Raw genomic sequence first — 23,091 nt, 5'->3', positions numbered from 1 at the left:
TGACAGTTTCTTTTTTATATTGTGAAGCTAAGTATTTTATCAATTCCCTTTTTCCAGATGCACGATAGCTACTCATAGAGCCTATTTCGGCTCACCTGAAACAAAACTAAAACTGAACGCTGTACTATTTTTAAAGCCAAAGTCAAAATAATTCGTAATTGATCGTGACAATAAGGACTCGCTCTCAGCGTTCGCGTAGCCTCCCCCTTTCTCCCAAAGGGAGACGCTAGCGCCAAGGGAGAAAAGAAGGCTTTAAGTTACGCTACCTTAATTCGTAGTTGCAATCAGTGGGGGGTTGTACCCTCCATTGTCTTATTAACCACTAATTTATGAATTTAGTGTGGGCTGCTGTACCCTTTTAATTACGAATTACGAATTACGAATTAGTAATTATTTAGTTATCCCGATCCAGCAATAAAATCAGCGTATTACAATATATACCCATTTGACAATTCCCAAATATCTTTGTTGTCTAGAGTTTTGCCGCTTACTAGTTGGCACATGTATTACTATTAACTAGACCTTACTGAATTAGCAACATTCAGTCAGGATTAAATATCTTAATCCAGTTTTGATAATCAAAACTACCGTGTATAGTGTGGTTAGAATTAGTGCCAGTTAAAACACTTGATTGCAGTGGCTTTAGCGTCTAAATAAATTGCTTGGGGTTTAAAAGAGATGAATAGCCAATATATAGAGTAACATGTTTTTTCAAAAATAAACTCATGTTTTTTTTATATTTCCAAATAATTAGTTAGTTTATGCCTTGGCTGATAGTTTTCAAAAAACCTAGTAAATTATGGTGAAAATGCCGAATTATTGCCAATCAGGGAATGGCGATCGCAAAGCGATCGCCAAGGGGGAACACAGATTTTTCCGAGCTACTGTGTCACCAATATTTTTAATAACACTATGCTTAACTACTACCTGTGCTGCGAACGCCCAGGAGTCCTCAAAAAACGCCCAATCAACACCCAGGCTTATCTCCCAGTCACCTACACCTGCTTTAACAAGCGTGGTATCCTCTGGTAATCAAATTTCCCTCAACGGTCGTACTCTACCAGGAACTTGGTTACAGCGACCTGGAAAAGCTGGTCAGATTACAACTCATCTCAGTGATGGGGCATTTAGGCAGTTAATTGGAGTAAATTTCTTAAACAGTAGTAACTCAGCAAGGCAACCAATACAGTGGTTTTCATCGGTGACAAAGCCACTGGTTTTATCCACCAAGCTACTAGGCGCATATCGCTATCTTGATATTACTAATTTTGCTCAAACATCTGGATGGGAAATCCAAACCAATGGCAATATTTTGGTGATTGCTACCCCAAAAGCACAAATTACAAATATTGTTCAGAGCCAGGAACCTCCAGAGGCAAGTGCGCCTTTGCAACAGACTCGGATTCTTGTCAATTTAGATCGTCCAACTCCCTGGCAAGTTGCAGAAGGGTCAATTATTAAAAAAATTGAAACTCCATCTTCCGATCCAGACACACCAACCCCAAAATCTACTGTACCGCCAAATAGAGAGTGGACAATTACCCTGGATGGAATAGCCGATCCCCTTTTGATAGAACGCTATACCCCTCAGCCACCACCAGCACCAGCAACACCACCAACATTGCTGCCAAACTTGCTCAAACAATTATTACCAGTTACACCAACACAACCAATACCACCACCCCCAGCCCCTGAACCACTAATTCAACAAGTGGAGGTGGTGAAAAACCAAACCATAATTAGTCTGAGCGTTCCCTTCGGTCTATCGCCTCAAGTTAGTACTATAGCTAACCCAAATCGCCTGATTATCGATATTCGACCCGATCCCCTAGAAGAGCGAGATATTACTTGGGCCCCAGGATTGCGTTGGCGACAGCATTATGTCAACTTAGGCACAGAACGCTTTCCGGTGGTTTGGTTAGAAGTTAATCCCCGTAAATTTGGGCTAACGCTGAAACCTATGTGGGCTAGTACTGATGGGCTTGCGGGTACTGCTCCCTTAATTCAAACAGCACAACGTTACTTAGCAGTAGCTGGAATTAACGGTGGTTATTTTAACCGCAATAACAGATTCCCCTTGGGTGCGATTCGTCGGGATGGTCAGTGGTTATCAGGCCCCATTCTCAACCGAGGTGCGATCGCTTGGAATGATTCTGGTCAATTTTACTTCGGTCGTCTCACCTTAGAAGAAACTTTAATTACGGCAAATGACCAGCGCCTACCAATTCTCTTCCTCAATAGCGGTTACGTCCAGAGTGGCATTGCTCGTTACACTCCAGCTTGGGGATCAACTTATACGCCCTTGACGGATAACGAAATTATCCTAGTGGTAGAGAAAGACCAAATTACTCAACAGTTACCAGGCGGCAAAGTTGGTGAAACGGCCGTTCCCATTCCCCAGGATGGCTACCTACTAACCTTACGCGCCAACGCCACTAGTGCTGCCTCACAGCTACCTATTGGAACCACAGTAAGTATTTCCAGCGCGACTACTCCGGCTGATTTTAGTCGTTATCCCCACATTATCGGAGCCGGGCCGCTATTAGTCCAAAATCGTCAAATTGTCCTCGATGCCAAAAGCGAAAAATTCAGCAATGCCTTTATTGCCGAAAAGGCTATTCGTAGCGGTATTTGCACAACGACAACAGGCACATTGATGATTACTGCCATACATAATCGTGCAGGCGGTTATGGGCCTAATTTGGCAGAACATGCCCAATTGCTGCAACAGATGGGCTGTGTGAATGCCCTAAATTTAGACGGAGGTAGTTCTACCAGCCTTTACTTAGGAGGACAACTACTCGATCGCTCCCCTAGTACTGCTGCTCGTGTTCATAATGGAATTGGTATTTTCCTGAAACCACGATAATCAGGGAGTAGGGAGTAGGGAGTAGGGAATAGGGAATAGGGAATAGGGAAAAAACTTAATTACCAACGAACGCCCCATTTCCCAGCCCCAGTCCCCAATCACTTTTTAAAGTTTAGAACAAGCTGTCATTTTGCTTGATGAAGACTTGGTGTAGATGCAAGAGTTTTAGGAGTGATGATTTACACCGTCACGTTTGATTTTGCTATCTTTATCAAGGTGCGACAAAATTAATGATTTTCAACGTTGCAAGATAGCGCCAGATTTTTTATCAATAGTAAGAGTACCAACGGTTTGTTATGTCTTCAAATGAGGTAACTATGGCTCGATATCAAGAAACTACACAGACTGAAACTCTACACCTACCTTCAAATATCACTTCCAGAGGCGTTGCGGCAACAGAGCTACGTCCTTGGGGTGCTTTTACAGTTTTGGAAGAAGGGCGCGGATACAAAATCAAGCGCATCGAAGTTAAGCCCGGACACCGCCTCAGTCTACAAATGCACCACCACCGCAGTGAACATTGGATTGTCGTATCTGGTACAGCTAGGGTAACTTGTGGCGAGAAAGAAGTCCTACTGAGCAATAATGAGTCTACCTATGTACCCCAATGTACATCTCATCGTTTAGAGAATCCTGGCGTGATCCCCTTGGTGTTGATTGAAGTGCAAAATGGCGAATACTTGGGAGAAGATGATATTATTCGCTACCAAGATGACTATGCCCGTACCAAAGATTAAAGCTCTAATCTAAAAACTTAATACATTTTTGTGCAAACCATGTTTGGGAACCACTGCACTCCAGAAGTCCCTACCTAGTTAACGTGGGGACTGAAGCGTGTTGTGCTATAAATGTAGTAATAGCGATCGCGCTTATAGCTTTGATGATTTGGAATTTTCAAGAAGCTAGGATTAACCCATCTGTCTGTAAAATGAAGATAGGGTCTTCAATTACAAAAAACGAGTTCCATGATTCATCTGAGTCAAGCAGCCGCGAGTGAGATTGGGCGAATACAATCCAAGCAGCCAAATGTCTTATTTCGATTGGCTGTAAAACCAGGTGGTTGTTCCGGGTTCTTTTATGATACGTCCTTCGATAAAGCAATAAAAGTTGGCGACCAGGTTTTCAACTTGGATGAGATTCAAGTAGTCATAGATGCCGCAAGCTTAAATTACCTCACCGGTTTGAGGGTGGATTATTCAGAAGACTTAATGGGTGGTGGTTTTCGCTTCCAAAACCCTCAGGCGATCGCAACCTGTGGCTGTGGTAATTCATTCTCCACAACTAGTCAATAGTCCTTAAATTAGCGATCGTTGGCCAATTAAGAAAGGAAAAATGACTAACTAATTAAGGAAAAATTACAATTGACATAAAACCGTAAAAAACGATATAATTAGGATTTGTTAAAACTTAGACATATAAGCAGCTTTACGCGCTGTAACTCATGCCAACAATACAGCAGCTAATACGTAACGAGCGCGAACAAGCGCGTCAGAAAACCAAGTCCCCGGCTCTGAAACAATGCCCCCAACGTCGGGGAGTTTGTACCAGAGTATACACGACCACACCAAAAAAGCCTAACTCAGCTCTACGTAAAGTAGCAAGAGTAAGACTTACCTCTGGATTTGAAGTCACAGCTTATATTCCAGGTATTGGTCACAACTTACAAGAACACTCAGTTGTAATGATTCGTGGCGGTCGGGTTAAGGATCTACCAGGCGTGAGATACCACATTATCCGTGGCACCCTAGATACAGCCGGAGTCAAAGACCGTAAACAAGGACGTTCCAAGTATGGAACCAAGCGTCCGAAAGAAGCGAAAAAATAGGATTAGGCGATTAATCGCATCCAACACGATTAATCGTCTAGCTTTAGAAGCGCTCAAGAACAAAAAAACTATCAGGGTCTGTGTACTAATAGCAGTTACGAAAGCTGCTCAAGTCTGTTTAAAAAAATCAAGCAAGCTACACCTACACTAAGCGAGCAAGTGTAGAAGTTCTGAGGAGAACGCTGTAACCCACAGCAGAATTCTAATCTGGACATTAAAGTTTAGAATCTTGTCGCCTTGAGTATTTAGTTGCAGCTAGCAAGTCAATGAATTTTAGATTTTAGATTTGCAATTTTGGATTGGTCGAACCCACAAGGGGATGAGGCTTACAGACTTTTGATTTTTCCAATCCTTGTGGTCGGAACATCTACCAAAAACTCTAATCCAAAATTGGCAATCAATAAGTCAGCCTTGCTGCAACAGTCGAAAACAAAATTGAGAAAGTCTGAGGGTTGAGTTCCACAGCTTTTAGTTTCCGGTGTCTGATAGCATATAATTTCGTTGCCAATTCCGAATTAAAGGTGAAGTATGTCTCGTCGTGGTGTTATTCAAAGGCGCCCAGTTCCGTCTGACTCTGTATATAATAGTCGCCTTGTGAGCATGATTATCAGGCGGATCATGCGTCATGGCAAGAAATCACTTGCTGCACGGATTGTTTATGATGCATTAAAAACTATTGAAGAACGCACTGGTGCTGGTGCCTTGGAAACCTTTGAAAGAGCAGTGCGAAATGCCACGCCTTTAGTAGAAGTAAAGGCTCGGCGAGTTGGTGGAGCAACTTACCAAGTACCAATGGAAGTGCGTACAGAACGGGGTACTACCCTAGCACTGCGTTGGTTAGTGCAATATTCCCGCTCTAGACCAGGCCGGACAATGGCAAGCAAACTGGCAAATGAATTAATGGATGCTGCCAACGAAACTGGCAATGCAATTCGGAAACGTGAAGAAACGCACCGGATGGCGGAAGCTAACAAAGCATTCGCACACTATCGTTACTAAGTAGAAAAGCGATATATCGCTCTCCAGAAGCGGTATATCGTAAATTTACAAAAAGAAGACGGTTTTCCCTAAAAGTATAGAATCTTAACAAAGAGTAATATACAAGATATCATGAGGCAAAAACTATAGGAGGTAGCTGTGGCACGCACGATCCCGCTAGAGAAAGTACGCAACATTGGTATTGCGGCGCATATAGATGCGGGCAAAACAACAACAACAGAGAGAATATTATTTTACTCTGGGATAATTCATAAAATTGGCGAAGTTCATGAAGGAACTGCCGTCACAGACTGGATGGAGCAGGAACGGGAGCGGGGAATCACCATTACTGCTGCTGCTATTAGTACCAGTTGGAAAGATCATCAAATAAACATTATCGATACTCCGGGTCACGTAGACTTCACAATTGAAGTTGAGCGTTCCATGCGCGTGTTGGATGGTGTAATCGCAGTATTTTGTTCTGTGGGCGGCGTGCAACCGCAGTCTGAGACAGTGTGGCGACAAGCAGAACGCTACAAAGTTCCTCGGATAGCCTTTATCAACAAGATGGATCGCACCGGAGCGAACTTTTATAAAGTTCACGAGCAAATCCGCGATCGCCTGCGGGCGAATGCGATCGCCATTCAACTACCAATTGGTAGTGAAAATGACTTCCGAGGTATCGTTGACCTAGTAGGGCAACGTGCGTATATTTACGCCAATGACCAAGGTACTGATATCCAGGAAACCGATATCCCGGAAGAATTGCAAGCGCAGGTAGACGAATTCCGCACCAAGCTCATAGAAGCCGCAGCAGAAACCGATGATGCTCTGATGGCTAAGTACTTCGAGGGCGAAGAACTTACAGAGCAGGAAATTAGAACTGCCCTGCGTAAAGGCACAATTGCCGGGACAATTGTACCAGTACTTTGCGGTTCAGCATTCAAAAACAAAGGCGTGCAGTTGATGCTGGATGCCGTTGTAGATTACCTGCCAGCGCCAAGTGAAGTACCGCCAATTCAAGGCTTACTGCCCAATGGCGATACTATTGAGCGGCGGGCTGATGACAACGAACCCCTAGCGGCTCTGGCATTCAAGATTATGGCTGACCCTTATGGTCGCCTGACATTTGTTCGTGTTTATTCTGGTGTCCTGAAAAAGGGCAGCTACGTTCTCAACGCTAGTAAGAATAAAAAAGAACGGATTTCCCGCTTAGTTCTAATGAAGGCAGACGATCGGCAAGATGTCGATGAACTGCGAGCGGGTGATTTGGGAGCAGCTCTGGGATTGAAAGACACCTTGACAGGTGACACGCTCTGTGATGATGGATCGCCAGTAATTCTGGAATCCCTATTCATTCCTGAGCCTGTGATATCGGTGGCGGTTGAACCCAAAACCAAGAACGACATGGACAAACTGTCCAAGGCTCTGCAATCTCTCTCAGAAGAAGACCCCACCTTCCGTGTCCGCGTCGATCCGGAAACAAACCAGACCGTGATTGCGGGAATGGGAGAGCTACACCTAGAAATTCTAGTAGACCGGATGTTACGAGAATTCAAGGTGGAAGCGAATGTAGGTGCGCCACAAGTAGCTTACCGAGAAACAATTCGGAAAGCTGTAAACAAAGTTGAGGGCAAATTCATCCGCCAAAGTGGTGGTAAAGGTCAATACGGTCACGTTGTGATCAATTTGGAGCCTGGAGAACCCGGTACTGGCTTTGAATTCGTTTCCAAAATTGCTGGCGGTACAGTGCCTAAAGAGTACGTTGGCCCCGCAGAACAAGGAATGAAAGAAAGCTGCGAATCCGGTGTTCTAGCTGGATATCCATTGATTGACGTTAAAGCGACGCTAATTGATGGGTCATACCACGATGTAGACTCTTCAGAAATGGCTTTCAAAATCGCTGGCTCAATGGCGATGAAAGAGGCTGTGCTGAAAGCTTCACCTGTCATCTTAGAGCCTATGATGAAAGTTGAAGTTGAAGTTCCTGAAGACTATATGGGTAACGTTATTGGCGACCTCAACACCCGTCGAGGGCAGATTGAAAGCCAAAGCACCGAAAAGGGACTCGCTAAGGTAACATCTAAAGTTCCACTGGCGAGCATGTTTGGCTACGCCACTGATATCCGGTCAAAAACGCAAGGTCGGGGTACCTTCACGATGGAGTTCAGCCACTACGAAGAGGTGCCTCGCAGCGTAGCTGAAACTATCATTGCAAAAAGCAAAGGGAACGCTTAATTAAAATAAGGAAATGAGCATTCATGGCACGCGCAAAGTTTGAAAGGAATAAACCCCACATTAATATCGGTACAGTTGGCCACGTTGACCACGGTAAAACTACCTTGACAGCAGCCATCACCATGACCTTGGCAGCTATGGGTCAGGCTGTAGCTAAGGGCTACGACCAAATTGATAATGCCCCTGAAGAAAAGGCACGGGGTATTACCATCAATACTGCTCACGTAGAGTATGAAACCGAAAGTCGGCACTATGCTCACGTAGACTGTCCAGGACACGCTGACTATGTGAAGAACATGATCACCGGTGCTGCCCAGATGGACGGAGGAATCCTGGTAGTAGCTGCTACCGATGGCCCCATGCCCCAAACCCGCGAACACATCCTGTTGGCAAAACAGGTAGGCGTTCCCAGTCTGGTTGTCTTCTTGAACAAAGAAGATTTGATGGATGACCCAGAACTTTTGGAACTAGTAGAACTAGAACTTAGAGAACTGCTTTCCAGCTACGATTTCCCTGGCGATGATATCCCCATCGTCAAAGGCTCTGGTCTACAAGCTCTGGAAGTAATGACTAAGAATCCCAAGACCAAACGCGGTGAAAATCCTTGGGTAGACAAAATCTACGAATTGATGGATGCTGTAGATTCTTACATCCCCACTCCTGAGCGGGATGTTGATAAACCCTTCCTGATGGCTGTAGAAGACGTGTTCTCAATTACAGGTCGTGGTACTGTTGCCACAGGCCGGATTGAGCGGGGTGTAGTCAAAGTTGGCGATAACGTTGAACTAGTGGGTATCAGAGATACTCGTGCCACTACCGTAACTGGTATTGAGATGTTCAAGAAGAGTCTCGACCAAGGTATGGCTGGGGATAACGCTGGCGTACTACTCCGGGGTATCCAAAAGGCTGATATTGAACGGGGTATGGTCATCGCCAAACCTGGTTCGATTAAACCTCACAATGAATTTGAAGGTGAGGTTTATGTCTTAACAGAAAAAGAAGGTGGTCGTAAAACTCCCTTTTTCGCTGGCTACCGTCCCCAATTCTACGTGCGGACAACTGATGTAACTGGTACCATCAAAGCCTACACCTCCGATGATGGCAAAGAAGTAGAAATGGTGATGCCAGGCGATCGCATCAAGATGACAGTAGAATTGATCAACGCGATCGCTATTGAACAAGGAATGCGCTTCGCTATCCGCGAAGGTGGCCGCACCATCGGTGCTGGTGTCGTCTCCAAAATTATCAAGTAGCACCTTTTCGCTCATAACAAAGGAGCAGAGATGGTATCGTGCCTCTCTGCTCCTTTCTCTTCCTTTTTAATTAAAGGGAGTTGGGAATAGGGAGTAGGAACAAGTCAAGCAATTTTGTCTCCCTTAAGCCCCACTCCCGACTCTTGTACAGACGCGATTAATCACGTCTCTTCTCATTCACCATTCCCCTAATTACGCAGAACCTGGAAAATTAAAGATGGCAACTCTACAGCAGCAGAAAATTAGAATTCGTTTACAAGCTTTTGACCGACGCTTATTAGACACATCTTGCGAGAAGATTGTAGATACAGCTAACCGCACCAATGCTACAGCCGTAGGCCCAATTCCTTTACCAACAAAACGCCGGATCTATTGTGTGCTGCGATCGCCTCACGTAGATAAAGATTCACGGGAACACTTTGAAACCCGTACTCATCGCCGGATTATTGATATTTACCAGCCCTCTTCTAAGACTATAGATGCCCTGATGAAATTGGATCTACCATCGGGTGTAGATATCGAAGTCAAACTTTAATTGGTCATTAGTCATTAGCAAAGGACAAATGACAAATAAGATTAGTATTAATTTTTACATTGCCCTGAAGAAATATATCTCAGGGCTTTTATTTAGCTAGGAAACAAATGATAGAATGTAGATAAAATACGGGAAAAGCAGAGAAAAAGAAATTTTAAAGATTAAGTTTATACCAAGATAACAATGACATCATCTTCTAAAATTGCAGTTCGTGAACTACCTCTGTTCCCGTTACCCGAAGTAGTTCTGTTTCCTACCAGACCATTGCCTCTGCACATCTTTGAATTTCGCTACCGAATCATGATGAACACGATTTTGGAGAGCGATCGCAGGTTCGGTGTTTTGATGGTTGATCCTGTTAAAGGTACAATTGCAAACACTGGTTGTTGTGCGGAAATCGTTCATCACCAACGGTTGCCAGATGATCGGATTAAGATGTTGACTTTAGGGCAGCAAAGATTTCGGGTATTAGAGTATGTCCGGGAAAAACCATACCGTGTTGGCTTAGTGGAGTGGATTGAAGACCAAGCACCGGCTAAAGATTTGCGACCTTTATCAAGTGAGGTAGAACAACTACTGCGAGATGTTGTGCGTCTATCAGCCAAATTAACCGAACAAAATATCGAACTGCCAGAAGATTTGCCTGACCTACCAACAGAGTTATCTTATTGGGTAGCGAGTAATCTTTATGGTGTCGCCGCAGAGCAGCAGTTATTGTTAGAAATGCAAGATACTGCAACTCGTCTTGAGCGGGAAGCGGAAATTTTAACCTCTACTCGGAATCACTTGGCAGCTCGCGCTGTTCTTAAAGACACGTTTAATGAAAAGTGAAGAGTTAGGAGTAGAGACGCAATTAATCGCGTCTGTACAGGAGTGAGGAGTTAGGAATAAATAACAAAAAATAAAAGATTGGCAAGTTATAGTTTATATTCCCTACCTAATAACTGATAATTATTAACTCACGTTTAATGTGAATAAAGTCTTAAAACCCTTGTAATTTCGTAGATAGTCCCAAAGTAATAATTTGGAGCGAATCTAGAAAGGCTTATGGGATAAGAGGTGTTTTTAATTCACATCAGGCGTAACTCCTAAATCCTAATTGATAATTCTTAACTTCTAACTCCTAGCTCCTAACTTCTCAAGTAACAGCGCTGATCGGCAAAACATTGTAAGCGCCAAGAATTTTTAAAATTTCTGTGTGCATAGTTAATTCTTCTAAAGCAGATTGCATTTGTGCTTCTTTGGCATCCGCTTCTAAATCCATGAAAAACAAGTATTCGCCTAGCGATCGCTTCGTCGGACGAGATTCAATCCGGCTGAGGTTAATTCCTAGTTGAGCAAATATTTGCAAGGGTTTGAGTAATGCTCCAGGTGTGTTGGCAGGCATACTAAAAGCCAGTGATGTGTGACTGGTAGGCACTTTGGATGCCTGATATTTAGCGATCGCTTCACCCTGACTTACTACCCAAAAACGAGTACAGTTTTCTGGATAGTCGTTGATGCCACTAGCAAGTATCGGCAGGTTGTAGAGTTGAGCTGCTCTACTAGAAGCGATCGCTGCTGTTGTTGTCTCTTGCTCCAATCGCTGTAATGCTTCGGTTGTAGAATTGCTGGGAATAATCTGTACAGATGGGAGAAACCGCTCTAACCATCCCTGACATTGTGCCAAAGCTTGCGGGTGAGAGTAAACAGTTTTAATTTTATCTAAGCTAGACGCACAGGAAATTAACGTATGGACAATAGGTAATACTAAGGCTAGCTGAATTTGCAAAGTATCCAACTGCCACAGAGTATCTAGTGTCATAGTTACACTCCCTTCAATAGAATTTTCCACTGGCACAACAGCCAAGTGGGCTTGACCATCAGCAACGGCGTGCAGTGATTGGGAGATGGTGGGATAGGGACATAAGCTAGCTTCAACTCCCATAGTTTTAGTTAGCCAGTTGACATAAAAAACAGTTGCTTGTTCTGTATAAGTGCCGGGAGGCCCTAAATGTGCGATCGATAAAGTCATGCCTTTAGTCTTGAGTTGTGAGTTTAATCGGTAAACAGAGATTATGATATTTTAGTCTTAGCTAATATATCCAAATCTATTCTTACTAGACACTGTTATCTCTAAAATTTACGCACTAAACGAATAGAGCGAAATATGTATCCAAGAAAACAATTTATGGAAAAGAGTACTTCTAGCAGATAGATTTCCTGGTAGTTTTTTTGCTAAATTCTTCTAGAGATTTAAAAGCAATTAATTATATTGCTTTCTGACCATATAAGGATGCATATTATTGTTTTTATGTCAATAGTTAAATTAGAGTCTATATTTCTTGAACTAAAGATAGTAATGAGCGTATCAACTTTTTGCTAATCATGTATAGCTGATAAGCAACAATCATTTTTATGGTCAATAAATTTTGTAGTTTTCTAATAATCAGATTTAATTTATTAAAAAATATTAAAATTAAGAAACAGATATTTTTATTCGCTCATGGCTACCCGGTTTACTGCCTCCCAATCGGTTGAAATCGCTGTTCCAGAGCAGCCTATTCCCATTCAGCACTACTTGCGCCAGCCTCAACGCCTAGTTAAGGCCTTGGCTGACAACAGTAGAATTGAGCAGCTTTCTGAGGAAGTATTTCGCTTGAAAATGCGTCCGTTAACTTTTATGTCATTGAGTATTCAACCTACTGTAGACATGAGAGTTTGGGCAGAATCAAATGGAATAATTAATTTGCGATCGCTAGGCTGTGAAATTTTGGGCTTCGAGTATATTAACCAGCGCTTTGCTCTCAATTTAAAAGGGCATTTGTCTCCCAAAGAGTTAAGCACTGGCACTCGGCTGCAAGGAAGGGCTGATTTAGAAGTGCTGGTGGAATTGCCACCGCCATTTTCTTTCACTCCTAAGCCAATTTTAGAAGCTACTGGCAATGCTTTGCTCAAAAGCGTACTGTTATCAGTCAAGCAACGGTTATTAAATCAACTTTTGGCGGATTATCGTTACTGGGTGATATCACAAACCAAAGATAGAGGACTTAGCGGTAACAGTACTGAATTGCCAATCCTGAATGCTGAGTAATTAAATAATTACTCAGGGTTCAGAATTTTGATTTGGCAAGGACGAAAAGACTGACGATGTAGGGGCGAGGGCCCATATTGTTGCAGAGCCAGCAAATGCTGCTGGCTACCATAACCCTTGTTACACTCCAGGCTGTACATAGGGTATTTTAATGCTAGACGCAGTACCAGATCGTCACGCCAAACCTTGGCAACAATACTAGCAGAGGCAATAGCGAGCGATCGCTCATCCCCCTTAATTATTGTTTGTTGCGGCAATAGTAAGTTTTTGATTGACTGATTACCATCAACCAGGCAGAGTGCTGGCTGTACCTTTAACTTCAGTACAGCCCGCTTCATTGCTAACAGCGTCGCTTGCAAAATATTTATCTTGTCAATTTCGGCAGTAGAAGCAAACCCAATTTTCCAGTCTATAGCCAGATCACAAATTTGGTGTGCTAGCTGAGTTCTACGAGAACTAGATAACTTTTTACTATCTTTGATTTTAGCTGCCATTAGTATTGGCAAAGCATGATCTGGTAGGATCACTGCTGCCGCAACCACAGGGCCAAATAGAGCGCCTCGCCCTACTTCATCCACACCTGCAAGCAACCCTGGAATCCCTGACAAGGTAGAAAACTCCAGCCAATTGGATTGTTCCAAGGGCGTTGGCGACATTTCTACCATAAAGCAAATTAATTATCCTCGATCGCTGAGGAACGACGGCGACGGCGACGGCTAGCAGTAGCGGCGCTGTTCGCATCACTTTCATCTTCGTTGGCGGCAGCTTTCGCAGACAAGCTATCCGTTGAGCTAGCAGTCAACTCAGATGGTTCAGTTGTCTCTTCTATCAAAGGTTTTGGTTCTGGCTCAATAACTTTTGGTATTGGTATCTTGCTTGGGATTATTTCAGGTGTTGCTTTTTGGACAATAGTTGATTCTGAGGTTGATTCAGTTGGAGTCGTTAGCTGTTGGCCAGGTTGAATCACGTTAATAATCACAGACTTGGGATTTTTAACCTCTTGCTCTAACTTCACCAAGGGAGATATTCCCATCAAAGCAAAGATATCCTGTTCCTGGAGGCTCATTTCTACAGTTCTAATCTCCGGTGGTTCTACCACTGGTTTGACTGGCTCTGCCTTGATAATTTTAGCGCGTTCTATAGTGCGATCTATAGTGCGATCTACTACAGTGCGCTCTACTCTTTCACTCCAACCTGGTTTACCAAGGGTGGGTGAGGGAATCTCTGGTGCAACTCCTAGTTCTGGTTCAATATCAAGGTCTAAGTCTGGCTCGTTAACAAAAGCTAGTGGATTGGCTACAACCCTAGCTTCATCTTTCCCGTTTAACCCATTGATAGCAATTCGACTGCGACGAGTGCGGGTACGACGCTTATTATCATTAAGGTCTTGATAACTAGGATGATTGATCAGATTTAAATTAGCCGATTCTAGGTCGCCCTCAAATGCTTCTGAAAATCCATCATAGGTTTCTCGTGGTTCTGGGATGCGGGCAGATGGCTGACGTGGTTCTCGGTGAGGCAGGGATATAAAACGCTCACGTTCACGCTCTGGTGTTTCTGCTGGTATTGGTAATCGGTTTTCGATTTCTCCAGGCAGACGCACAGTATGTCCTAAACCGCCACAGGTGGGACAAGTATCACCAAACAATTCGTAAATATTTTGACCTTGGCGTTTGCGGGTCAGTTCTACTAAACCCAGTTCGGTTAATTGGGCAATCTGCGGACGAGCTTTGTCTGCTTTAAGTGCTTTATTGAAGTGTTCGAGAACTTGCAGTTGATCGCGTCGTGATTCCATATCAATAAAATCAACAACGATCACCCCGGCGATATTCCGTAGACGCAACTGGCGAGCAATTTCTGTTGCAGCTTCGCAGTTTGTCCACAAAACTGTTTCTCTAGCTGTTGCCGATCGCGTGAAGGAACCTGAGTTAACATCGATTACGGTTAGTGCCTCGGTTGGCTCAATGATGATATAGCCTCCAGAAGGTAGGTCTACTCTCGGTTTGAGGGCTTCTCTAATGGCGGCACTGATCCGGAAGTACTCTAAAATTGGAGAGCGATCGCGGTGATGGTCAATTAACAATCCTTGTGGTGTTTGACCTCCGCTCCAGTTCTGCAAGTACTGCTTCACGCGCTTCAAACCAGTACTGGAATCTACGACAATCCGATTTACATCCGCGCCGTACATATCTCGCAATACGCGCTGAATGAAGTCATCATCCCGGTTGAGTAGTGCTGGGGCACGGGTGGAATGCGCTTCCTGCTGAATGGCTTCCCATTGCTTTTGCAGCAACTCCAAATCTTCCATAATCGCTTCTTCGGGTTTGCCTTCTGCTTCTGTACGCACAAGCAAACCCATTCCCGCCGGTTTGACCAAAATTGCTAGTGCCCGCAAGCGGTTGCGCTCACTTTCACTTTTAATCCGTCGAGATAAATTTACACCTCTACCATAAGGCATCAGTACTACGTAGCGTCCCGGTAAAGTAATGTTACCCGTAAGCCGGGGGCCTTTTGTCCCCGTTGGCTCTTTCATTACTTGCACCAAAACTTTCTGCTGTGGTGCTAGTAGTTCTGTAATTGCTGCTGCGGTACGCTTTAGCTTTAATGGCCCTAAGTCGGTGACGTGAATAAAACCGTTGCGCTCTGGATCGCCAATATTGACAAAAGCCGCATCTATCCCAGGTAATACATTTTCTACTACTCCTAAGTAGATATCACCTATTTGGTGATGACCCGTAGCAACAACTAGTTCCTGTATTTGATCTTCAGAAAAGACAGCAGCAATTTGGTGCTGCTCCGCGATGATAATTTGTTTTGGCATTCAATTTCCTCAAAATTGGCAGCACCAATAGGTCTGGAGGTTTGTTATACCTTTGTTGCCCCTGCAACCCTCAAAAGGTGCTACTGATAATAAAAATCGCAAACCTGAGCTTCTAAATTAAATAGCTATTGGCGCTCTTAAGAGCATTTTTACGGCGGATTATTCCAGAACGGTTGCATGTTTAAGCAATTAAATCAACCATCCTTGGTTGATTTGTGATGCCATACCCTCAATAAAGAGAGTTCTGAGTTAAAAGTTCTGAATCCTGAGTGAGTTTTTAACTCAGGAAGCTTCATTTGAGAGTAACCTACTGATGTCGTTAAGAAAAAGAAACTATTTCTATTTTCCATTCCCCGGATTTATCCTTAGGGTTATACTCAGCAACGCCAGCTGCTACCCTACTTTAAGCCGCGCTTTGCGCGTCTCGTGAACGTCTTGCAAATTCGGCCTAACCGACGGCAGTTGTTTAACCTACGGGAACGCCAAAGGCGAACAACTCTAGAAAAGTAGCTCACTAGCTCTTTGGCACTACTGGGAATTAAACATTCAGCAGCTGTTTAAAAAGCATGGATTTAGAGAATCTAAGCGAGCCTGCTGTTAGTTACTGATTCACAAGGTAGCTATAGATAGAGTGTGTGTTCTTTAATCTGCCTCAGTTTGTCTGGGATAAAATCCTAGAATTTGCACTCTAATATCTTTGCTTTCGCCCCCTGAACACCAGGGTAGTGAACCAGCTAAATTCAATGCAGCGCCAGAAAATTTCTCTTCACCCCATTCTAACGCAACCTTGCTAAAAATCAATTCCAACGATATAGCCACATTAGGACAACTACTAGCAAGCTGCCCTACAGGGATTATACCCCTAAAATTAGCCGATTGCGGTGGATGTGCAGGAGTTGGAATTCTCCACTAGCCACCATCCCTAGCATAAACAGGATTTGTTCAGGACGCAATAGAAAACCATCTTGGCGATAGCTACCTACATAACGGATAACAGATATAGGTTCTGCAATGCCTTTGTAGGTTTCTACTAATTCCAGTTCAAATAAGCGATCGCGCAGATTTATTAACTGGCTCTTGCCTGACTTTGTTGTATGCTCGTACCACAGTTCGTCTTTTGCTTTGATGGTATCAATCCATTCTTGCCATTGTATAGGTGTTACTTCTTCAAGTGCTGCTACAGTAATTAAATATTCTGCGGTTTCTAGCAGTTGGGTAGCTGCCGGAGTTTTTAAATCTATCTGCTCCACATTATATATAGGTATATCTGTGGGCATTTCTCGAACCAACTGTTCTCGAAAAGTATCGACTGCCACTGGTACAGTTAACTCAAAATCTGCAATTTCACCACTACTAGTAGCTCCTAGAGCCAAAGCAGTTGCTACAGAAATTCGCGGCATTGGATGAAATCCACCAGTGAAAGCGATTGGTAAGCCTGCTCGCCGCACAACTCGGTCAAACAGACGGATTAAATCTAGGTGGCTTATCAAGGCCATATTACCTTGTTTCCCAAACCAAACTCGCAGTCTTTGTACCTTAGTTGTGTTGGGGACAAACTCGCCAGCGAACTTCGGAATTGCTGGTGATGCAATCACAACGTTATGGCCAAAGTCGGTTCCACATACACCACAGTGGGAACAACCTTCAAAAGAGCAATCGGGTACAATTGCAGCTTCTAAGGCGCGTTGCAAGTCTTGTTTGAGCCACTTTTTGTCAATTCCGGTATCAATATGATCCCAAGGGAGGGGAGTATCGAGGGAGTGGGGAGAGACGCGATTAATCGCGTCTGTACAAAATTGGGTATTTTCCGCATCTTTCGATCTCGTTTGATCTTGTGCGTGAAACAAATTCCATTCGCCATTTTCTATTTGGCGGTATTTCCAGTCTAGATCGGCCCCAGCGATCGCAGACCCCCAAGCGCTAAAAGCCTGGTCTAAATTTTCATACCAGGAATCCATACCTGCACCCAATTCCCAGGCACGCCGGACTACTTTGCTCAATTTGCGATCGCCTCGTCCCACAAAATCTTCCATTGCCGAAATGCGAACATCGGTAAAATTTACCTTCACTCCCTTTATTCGGCGGAATTCTTGCCGCAACAGGTTTTGTTTGCGTTTAAATTCAGTGGTAGAAACTGAGTGCCATTGGAATGGTGTATGGGGTTTGGGCGTAAAGTTAGAAATCGTCAGGTTAAAGTTTAGAGGTTTTCTGCCTTTGCCCCGACATTCTCGCTGTAGCCAGCTTACTGTTTCGGCAATGCCTAAAACGTCAGTATCCGTCTCACCCGGCAAGCCAATCATAAAATACAACTTGATTTTATCCCAGCCTTGCTCCCAAGCGGTTTTCACCCCCCGCAACAATTCTTCATTCGTCAAACCCTTATTCACGATGTCTCGCATCCGCTGAGTTCCAGCTTCTGGAGCAAAAGTCAGTCCACCTTGCCGCGTACCCCCAAGGATATTGGCAATATTTTCATCAAATCTGTCTACCCGTTGGCTTGGTAGAGTCAGAGAAATATTTTCATTTTTTAAGCGATTTTTGATTTCCATCCCCACTGCTGGCAGGGACAAATAATCAGAACAACTCAGAGATAAGAGGGAAAACTCATTGTAACCAGTTGCCCGCATCCCCTGTTCAATTGCTTCTACAACCCGATCGGGTTCCACGTCCTGTGCTGGTCGAGTTAGCATTCCTGGTTGACAAAAGCGACAGCCACGAGTGCAACCACGCCTAATCTCAATAGTCAAGCGGTCATGCACCGTTTCCACGTATGGAACTAACCCAATGGAATACGCGGGTATGGGAGTTGCAACCCGTCGCAAAATTCGTTTTGGTACGTCTAGGCGACGAGGATAAACTGAGCCATCCTCTGCCATGTCATAAAACTGAGGCACATATACACCTGGTATCTGTGCTAAGTCCAGTAACAGATGTTCCCGACTCAATCCTGCTTGTTTGCCGAATTCCAATACCAAGCCAATTTCTGGCAGCAGTTCTTCTCCATCTCCAAGGGCGATAAAGTCGAAGAAGTCGGCATAAGGTTCAGGATTAGATGTTGCTGTTTGCCCACCAGCAAAAATCAATGGAAACTGGGACTGGAGATTCGTAAATTCTCCCCCTGCTTCCCCTGCTTTTTGCCGTTCTCGCCACGTCAAAGGAATTCCAGCCAAATCTAACATTTCGAGGATATTAGTTGCACCCAGTTCGTAACTGAGGCTAAAGCCTAAAATGTCAAATTCTGTGAGCGATCGCTTTGACTCTACAGCAAACAATGGCGTATTAGTTTCGCGTAGTTTGGCTGCCAGGTCTTTTCCTGGGAGGTAGGCGCGATCGCACAATTGACGCGGTTGGGCATTCAAGATGTTATAGAGAATGATGTGCCCTAAATTGGATGCACCGACTTCATATACTTCTGGATAAGTTAATACCCAGCGTATTGCTGCCGTATCCCAAGGTTTGTGTACTGCTAAACGCTCATTACCCAGATAACGCCCTGGTTTTAAAATATCCGATGTTATTAATTTTTCAACTGCAACAGCCACTGTGCTATCTTCTAGCTACCTTAATTACAGCTACTCAAACCCAACCTTAGCATTGAATTAGGTTTTCTAACCGAGTTTACCGTTGCAACTTATAACTCCTTTACATAAAGTCCACTTCATACGCGAAACTTGCTGCTTTTCTATAAAGTTATGTTGCAGCCAACTCAACTTCACTATCCAATATTTCAAACACCCTATCGAGTTGCGTTAATTCAAAAATAATTCTAATTGACGGAGCAACAGCGCGAAGTCGGAAACTCCTTCCTAAACTAAGAGCCAGCTTGTGTACAGATAACAATGCCATCAACCCAGCGCTGTCTAACGATTCTACTGCTGCGAGGTCTACTATCAAGATGGAAATATCATTTTGTGCTAACGCTGTGGTCATATCTCGTTCAAATTCCAAGGCGTTTGTAGCATTCAAAAAGCCTTGAGGGCGAATTACTGCAATCTTCGGATAGTTAAGCACTGCCTGCATAGTTACATCCTATTGAGAATTATTAAAGCGTCAAGCTAAGAATTATTTGAACATAAACTCTATTTTGTTGCATCGCCCATATGTCTTACTTCTCTTTGCTGAATCTTTATTGCTTTAGTATCTCTGTTTAAAGATTGTCATAATTTCAAGTTAAAATGTGCTTATATATACTTTTTTTTTATGCTAGTTCAAAAACAATCAACTATAGAAAGCCGTAGAAAGGACAAATCATCAGTAAGTATGCTGAGAAAACTTGCTTAGTCTATAGCTAAAGGTAATTTAGCCAAGTCTTAACGGTAAGTTAAATTCCTCACTTTAGCGTTGCTGATGGCATCCGACATCCTCATACTGAATTATTTCTTTAACTAATTAAAATGTGATCTATATGACTCTTAGATCACTATTTTTGCCTAGATAAATCGGGAATAATTAGTATCATATAAACTTGGGTTATTATTTATGAGAACTAAGTACGCTATTCGTAAATTAGTAGAAAAAGCTCTTGACATTAAAAAACTAACTCCTGAGATAGAAAATGAAATTAACTCAGAATTGACGGAACTGGGTTACATTTCTGACGTTGATTACGAAGCTCTGGAATTATTAATGGCAGAGATGGATGCTGGTAGAGTTCAGTTGGTTCCTAACTTAGGATATTCCTAATTGCTTAGTTAGGTATAGAGGTTTATTGTTTATATCAATTGAATTTGATTATGGCTGAAGCAATCAAAATTTCAAGTAGGTAAAACAAGTTTTAGAAAGAGGATGTTTGAAAAGTATTTTTATTAACATCAAAACTTCAGAAACATCTTCTCTACAAGGGAATGGGGAGTGGGGGATGAGGGAAGCAGGGGAAGCAGGGGGAGAATTGGGGGCAAGGTCAAAAGAAGCAGGGGGGCAGGGGGCAGGGAGCAAGGGGGAAAACACCAGACGAGCTTGTACTCCGCCCCAGCAAAAGCGCCCTGGAAGGGCGGGGCTTGTACCCATTTCCGCTCCGCTTCACGGCTTCGGGGCAGGGATTGCTCCCCCAGCTAATAGCTCCCTGCCCCTCCGCCTCTTCGGTGACAAAGTGACAAGAGGTGAGAACTAGCAACAAGTCTTTCCCCTTGTCCCCAATTCTCAAGAGTCCCCAAGTCCTCTTCCCAATACCCCATTCCCAATGCCCAATGCCCTAATCCTATTGGTATGCTTGCCAAAGTTGGTGAATAAATTGATTGAGTTGCTGCTTGGCGGCTGAGTCAAATTCCGTTTTTGGTTCTTTTGCTAAAACTTGGCTCAAGAAGGTAATTACTTCTGTGTCTAATGCTGGTCGAAATAAATTGGCAGGCCAAAGCAGGTCAGACGCATCGCGCAAATCGGTAATTAGCGGCGATTCTTGAATGAAAGTAACCATTAATAAAGGGCGTACCCAGCACAACTGGCGGGAAACTACAAATTGAATGACTTCTGCATACAGATTCCTGTCACCATGCTCTAAAGACACAATTTGTCCTGGTTGAAGAAAATTTAGGCTAATATCCATCATTATGCAGTTTGGGCAGCGACAACGATTGTTTTGTAACTTGTTTAATTTAAAAGTGAGAATGCGCTACTTTTAAAGGAGCTTCTGTAAGATTAGGGTAGCACTCTCACGGCAACCATGTCTTAAGCTAAAAATCTTTTAATTTGCATCCTCAAAAAAATGAATCTCTTGTGGGGTGGGCATCTTGCCCGCCCTAGTTGTGCAATCTTATTTGCGCGACAGCTTAAGATATATGTCTCACAAGTGCCTACGCAAAACTAATACACCAATCCTTGGCAGCAAAGGGTTTTCCTAGCATAGTATCTGAACGGAAATACTATAGAATAGGTAAATAACTGTTAAGCGATCGCTACACAGATACTTTGTAGTAGTGAATCAACAAGAAAAGAGCAAAGAGCCGTGTCAGTTGAAACCATTGAAAAGCCTTCCACAACCCGTAAGCTCGCGCCTCGGTATCGCGTTTTGCTCCATAACGACGACTACAACTCGATGGAGCATGTTGTACAGTCACTAATAGCCACTGTACCTAGCCTTACCCAACCCCAGGCTGTGAGCATCATGATGGAAGCCCATACTAACGGGCTAGCTTTAGTTATTACTTGCGCTTTAGAACACGCTGAGTTCTATTGCGAAACATTGAAAAGTCACGGTTTAAGTAGCACGATTGAACCTGATGAATAGTCTTAGTTATTGGTCATTAGTCATTGGTCAAAATTTAGAGTATTAGACTGGTGATTAGTGACTTACTTTGTATGAAAAATAACCTTGTCCGTTTAGCTGAATGCCCTGCCCCTATTAGGCTGGGTTCTTTTATTTTGACTTTATTGCTGCTATGGTTGCCATTGGCTGCACCAATATACTTTCTAGTGCATGATTCAAACTTAGAAAGTATATTGACATTGGTATTGTTATATGCAATATTTATTGTTCTTCTGAAACTATGGGGTAAATATGTCTACCAACAGCCCCAAATTCTGCGGCATTATGGCTTAGAATTCACGCGGCAAAACGGTGTGGATTTGCTGCGTGGGTTGGCTCTGGGGATAATTAATATTCTGATACTTTTTGGAGTAGAAAGTTTATTGGGTTGGTTAGTGTGGCAACAACCAAAAGTTTTTTTGCTGAAAGTAATTTTAGAGGGTTTACTTGTTGGCTTAGGTATTGGATTTGCTGAGGAATTGTTATTCCGAGGCTGGTTGTTAGATGAATTACAACGAGATTACAGTCCGCGTGTGGCACTGTGGACAGATGCAACTGCCTTTGCTACATTGCATTTTATTAAACCCTTGGAGGCAATTATTCATACACTGCCGCAATTTCCAGCTTTAGTACTGCTGGGGTTAACGCAAGTATGGGGAAAGCGTTGGCGTAGAGGACGCTTGGGTTTTCCAATTGGTTTACATGGTGGTTTAGTTTGGGGTTACTACATTATTAATGTGGGTAAATTAGTTAAATATTCTGGTCAAGTTCCTGATTGGGTAACTGGTGTGAATAATAATCCCCTACAAGGAGTGATGGGGGTGTTGTTAATGAGTGTACTAGCTTTGTGGATACGAGGGCGAACAGTGAAAAATTAAAAATGGTAAAGCCTGCGTAACATTTTGATGAATACTAAAACTATTGTTATACCGACTGTTTCCTGAGCATACAACAACACGAACAATAGCTAAAGTTTAGCTGTTACTGTTGTGATTACACGCTTATAAATTGTTTCTATAATGGGTTATGTTAAGCCCACTATGCTATGAGCTTTAGTTTAGAGAGCTTTCAGCTCGGCAATATCATCACTGGACAAATCATTAAGCTGGAGCCTACAGGTGTTTTAGTTGATTTTTATACAGATCAACTAGCTTATGTTCCACTACTAGCAGGTTGTCGGAGAACCGCATTTAGTGACACAGTAAGATACCAATGCATCTCAATTCATGCCAAGAACTTTCAAAACGGTTGACTACGA

Annotated in this window: 22 protein-coding genes; 15 read left to right on the top strand and 7 right to left on the bottom strand. The window is 43.3% G+C overall.

The annotated features are described in order from the left end of the window. Positions 1-799 precede the first annotated feature (799 nt). The 9 genes from V7K25_RS02730 to V7K25_RS02690 all read left to right on the top strand — a co-directional run bounded on the left by V7K25_RS02730 (position 800) and on the right by V7K25_RS02690 (position 10,529). A complete protein-coding gene (locus V7K25_RS02730; protein ID WP_442948053.1) occupies positions 800-2,869 on the top strand; it encodes a phosphodiester glycosidase family protein in 2,070 nt (689 codons plus the stop codon). Positions 2,870-3,186: 317 nt separating this feature from the next. Further along, the gene (locus tag V7K25_RS02725) at positions 3,187-3,606 is read left to right on the top strand and encodes a cupin domain-containing protein (protein ID WP_335154830.1); all 420 of its coding nucleotides are present in this window, start codon (positions 3,187-3,189) and stop codon (positions 3,604-3,606) included. Between the two features lie 228 nt (positions 3,607-3,834). Then, a complete protein-coding gene (locus tag V7K25_RS02720; RefSeq protein WP_335154828.1) occupies positions 3,835-4,161 on the top strand; it encodes a HesB/IscA family protein in 327 nt (108 codons plus the stop codon). A gap of 149 nt (positions 4,162-4,310) precedes the next feature. Further along, complete coding sequence (gene rpsL, locus V7K25_RS02715; protein WP_012410236.1) at positions 4,311-4,694, top strand: 30S ribosomal protein S12; 384 nt, start codon at positions 4,311-4,313, stop codon at positions 4,692-4,694. Positions 4,695-5,222: 528 nt separating this feature from the next. Continuing rightward, a complete protein-coding gene (gene rpsG / locus V7K25_RS02710; protein WP_069070112.1) occupies positions 5,223-5,693 on the top strand; it encodes a 30S ribosomal protein S7 in 471 nt (156 codons plus the stop codon). A gap of 138 nt (positions 5,694-5,831) precedes the next feature. Beyond that, a complete protein-coding gene (fusA, locus tag V7K25_RS02705; protein WP_335154827.1) occupies positions 5,832-7,910 on the top strand; it encodes an elongation factor G in 2,079 nt (692 codons plus the stop codon). A gap of 23 nt (positions 7,911-7,933) precedes the next feature. Then, entirely contained in the window at positions 7,934-9,163 is a 1,230-nt protein-coding gene (gene tuf, locus V7K25_RS02700) for an elongation factor Tu (RefSeq protein WP_335154825.1), read from the top strand. A gap of 217 nt (positions 9,164-9,380) precedes the next feature. After that, entirely contained in the window at positions 9,381-9,698 is a 318-nt protein-coding gene (gene rpsJ, locus V7K25_RS02695; RefSeq protein ID WP_017320518.1) for a 30S ribosomal protein S10, read from the top strand. A gap of 183 nt (positions 9,699-9,881) precedes the next feature. Continuing rightward, positions 9,882-10,529, top strand: a complete 648-nt coding sequence (locus tag V7K25_RS02690; protein ID WP_335154823.1) for an LON peptidase substrate-binding domain-containing protein — start codon at positions 9,882-9,884, stop codon at positions 10,527-10,529. 307 nt (positions 10,530-10,836) lie between these two features. Here V7K25_RS02690 and pheA read toward each other — a convergent pair whose 3' ends face one another. Further along, positions 10,837-11,712, bottom strand: a complete 876-nt coding sequence (gene pheA, locus V7K25_RS02685; RefSeq protein ID WP_335154821.1) for a prephenate dehydratase — start codon at positions 11,710-11,712, stop codon at positions 10,837-10,839. A gap of 471 nt (positions 11,713-12,183) precedes the next feature. Between pheA and V7K25_RS02680 the strand changes: the two genes are divergently transcribed. Next, positions 12,184-12,771, top strand: coding sequence for a DUF1997 domain-containing protein (locus V7K25_RS02680; RefSeq protein ID WP_335154820.1), 588 nt, complete (start codon positions 12,184-12,186; stop codon positions 12,769-12,771). A gap of 8 nt (positions 12,772-12,779) precedes the next feature. On the opposite strand, the gene V7K25_RS02675 is transcribed toward V7K25_RS02680, so the two are convergent. From V7K25_RS02675 to V7K25_RS02655, 5 genes are all read right to left on the bottom strand, one after another. Next, on the bottom strand, positions 12,780-13,436 hold the full coding sequence (locus tag V7K25_RS02675) for a ribonuclease HII (RefSeq protein WP_335154818.1): 657 nt from the start codon (positions 13,434-13,436) through the stop codon (positions 12,780-12,782). 8 nt (positions 13,437-13,444) lie between these two features. Then, entirely contained in the window at positions 13,445-15,592 is a 2,148-nt protein-coding gene (locus V7K25_RS02670) for an Rne/Rng family ribonuclease (RefSeq protein WP_335154816.1), read from the bottom strand. Positions 15,593-16,234: 642 nt separating this feature from the next. Further along, positions 16,235-16,411, bottom strand: coding sequence for a hypothetical protein (locus V7K25_RS02665; RefSeq protein WP_335154814.1), 177 nt, complete (start codon positions 16,409-16,411; stop codon positions 16,235-16,237). 35 nt (positions 16,412-16,446) lie between these two features. After that, a complete protein-coding gene (locus tag V7K25_RS02660) occupies positions 16,447-19,134 on the bottom strand; it encodes a TIGR03960 family B12-binding radical SAM protein (protein ID WP_335154812.1) in 2,688 nt (895 codons plus the stop codon). 148 nt (positions 19,135-19,282) lie between these two features. Continuing rightward, positions 19,283-19,612: an STAS domain-containing protein gene (locus V7K25_RS02655; RefSeq protein ID WP_335154810.1), complete on the bottom strand. Its 330-nt coding sequence runs from the start codon at positions 19,610-19,612 to the stop codon at positions 19,283-19,285. 459 nt (positions 19,613-20,071) lie between these two features. Between V7K25_RS02655 and V7K25_RS02650 the strand changes: the two genes are divergently transcribed. Together V7K25_RS02650 and V7K25_RS02645 are read left to right on the top strand one after the other, a co-directional pair. Next, complete coding sequence (locus V7K25_RS02650) at positions 20,072-20,275, top strand: hypothetical protein (protein ID WP_335154808.1); 204 nt, start codon at positions 20,072-20,074, stop codon at positions 20,273-20,275. A gap of 106 nt (positions 20,276-20,381) precedes the next feature. Then, complete coding sequence (locus V7K25_RS02645; RefSeq protein ID WP_335154806.1) at positions 20,382-20,702, top strand: hypothetical protein; 321 nt, start codon at positions 20,382-20,384, stop codon at positions 20,700-20,702. 87 nt (positions 20,703-20,789) lie between these two features. On the opposite strand, the gene V7K25_RS02640 is transcribed toward V7K25_RS02645, so the two are convergent. Then, positions 20,790-21,134 (bottom strand): hypothetical protein, encoded by a 345-nt coding sequence (locus V7K25_RS02640; RefSeq protein ID WP_335154953.1) that lies wholly within the window; start codon positions 21,132-21,134, stop codon positions 20,790-20,792. A gap of 399 nt (positions 21,135-21,533) precedes the next feature. Between V7K25_RS02640 and clpS the strand changes: the two genes are divergently transcribed. From clpS to V7K25_RS02625, 3 genes are all read left to right on the top strand, one after another. Further along, entirely contained in the window at positions 21,534-21,815 is a 282-nt protein-coding gene (clpS, locus tag V7K25_RS02635) for an ATP-dependent Clp protease adapter ClpS (RefSeq protein ID WP_100899825.1), read from the top strand. 71 nt (positions 21,816-21,886) lie between these two features. Next, entirely contained in the window at positions 21,887-22,711 is an 825-nt protein-coding gene (locus V7K25_RS02630; protein WP_335154802.1) for a CPBP family intramembrane glutamic endopeptidase, read from the top strand. Positions 22,712-22,878: 167 nt separating this feature from the next. Beyond that, on the top strand, positions 22,879-23,085 hold the full coding sequence (locus tag V7K25_RS02625; RefSeq protein ID WP_335154800.1) for a hypothetical protein: 207 nt from the start codon (positions 22,879-22,881) through the stop codon (positions 23,083-23,085). The last annotated feature ends 6 nt before the right edge of the window (positions 23,086-23,091 follow it).

Source organism: Nostoc sp. (assembly GCF_036919495.1).
In the GTDB taxonomy this organism is placed as follows: domain Bacteria; phylum Cyanobacteriota; class Cyanobacteriia; order Cyanobacteriales; family Nostocaceae; genus Nostoc.
The sequence above is the reverse complement of the archived record's forward strand: the minus strand, read 5'-3'. Positions and strand labels throughout refer to the sequence as shown.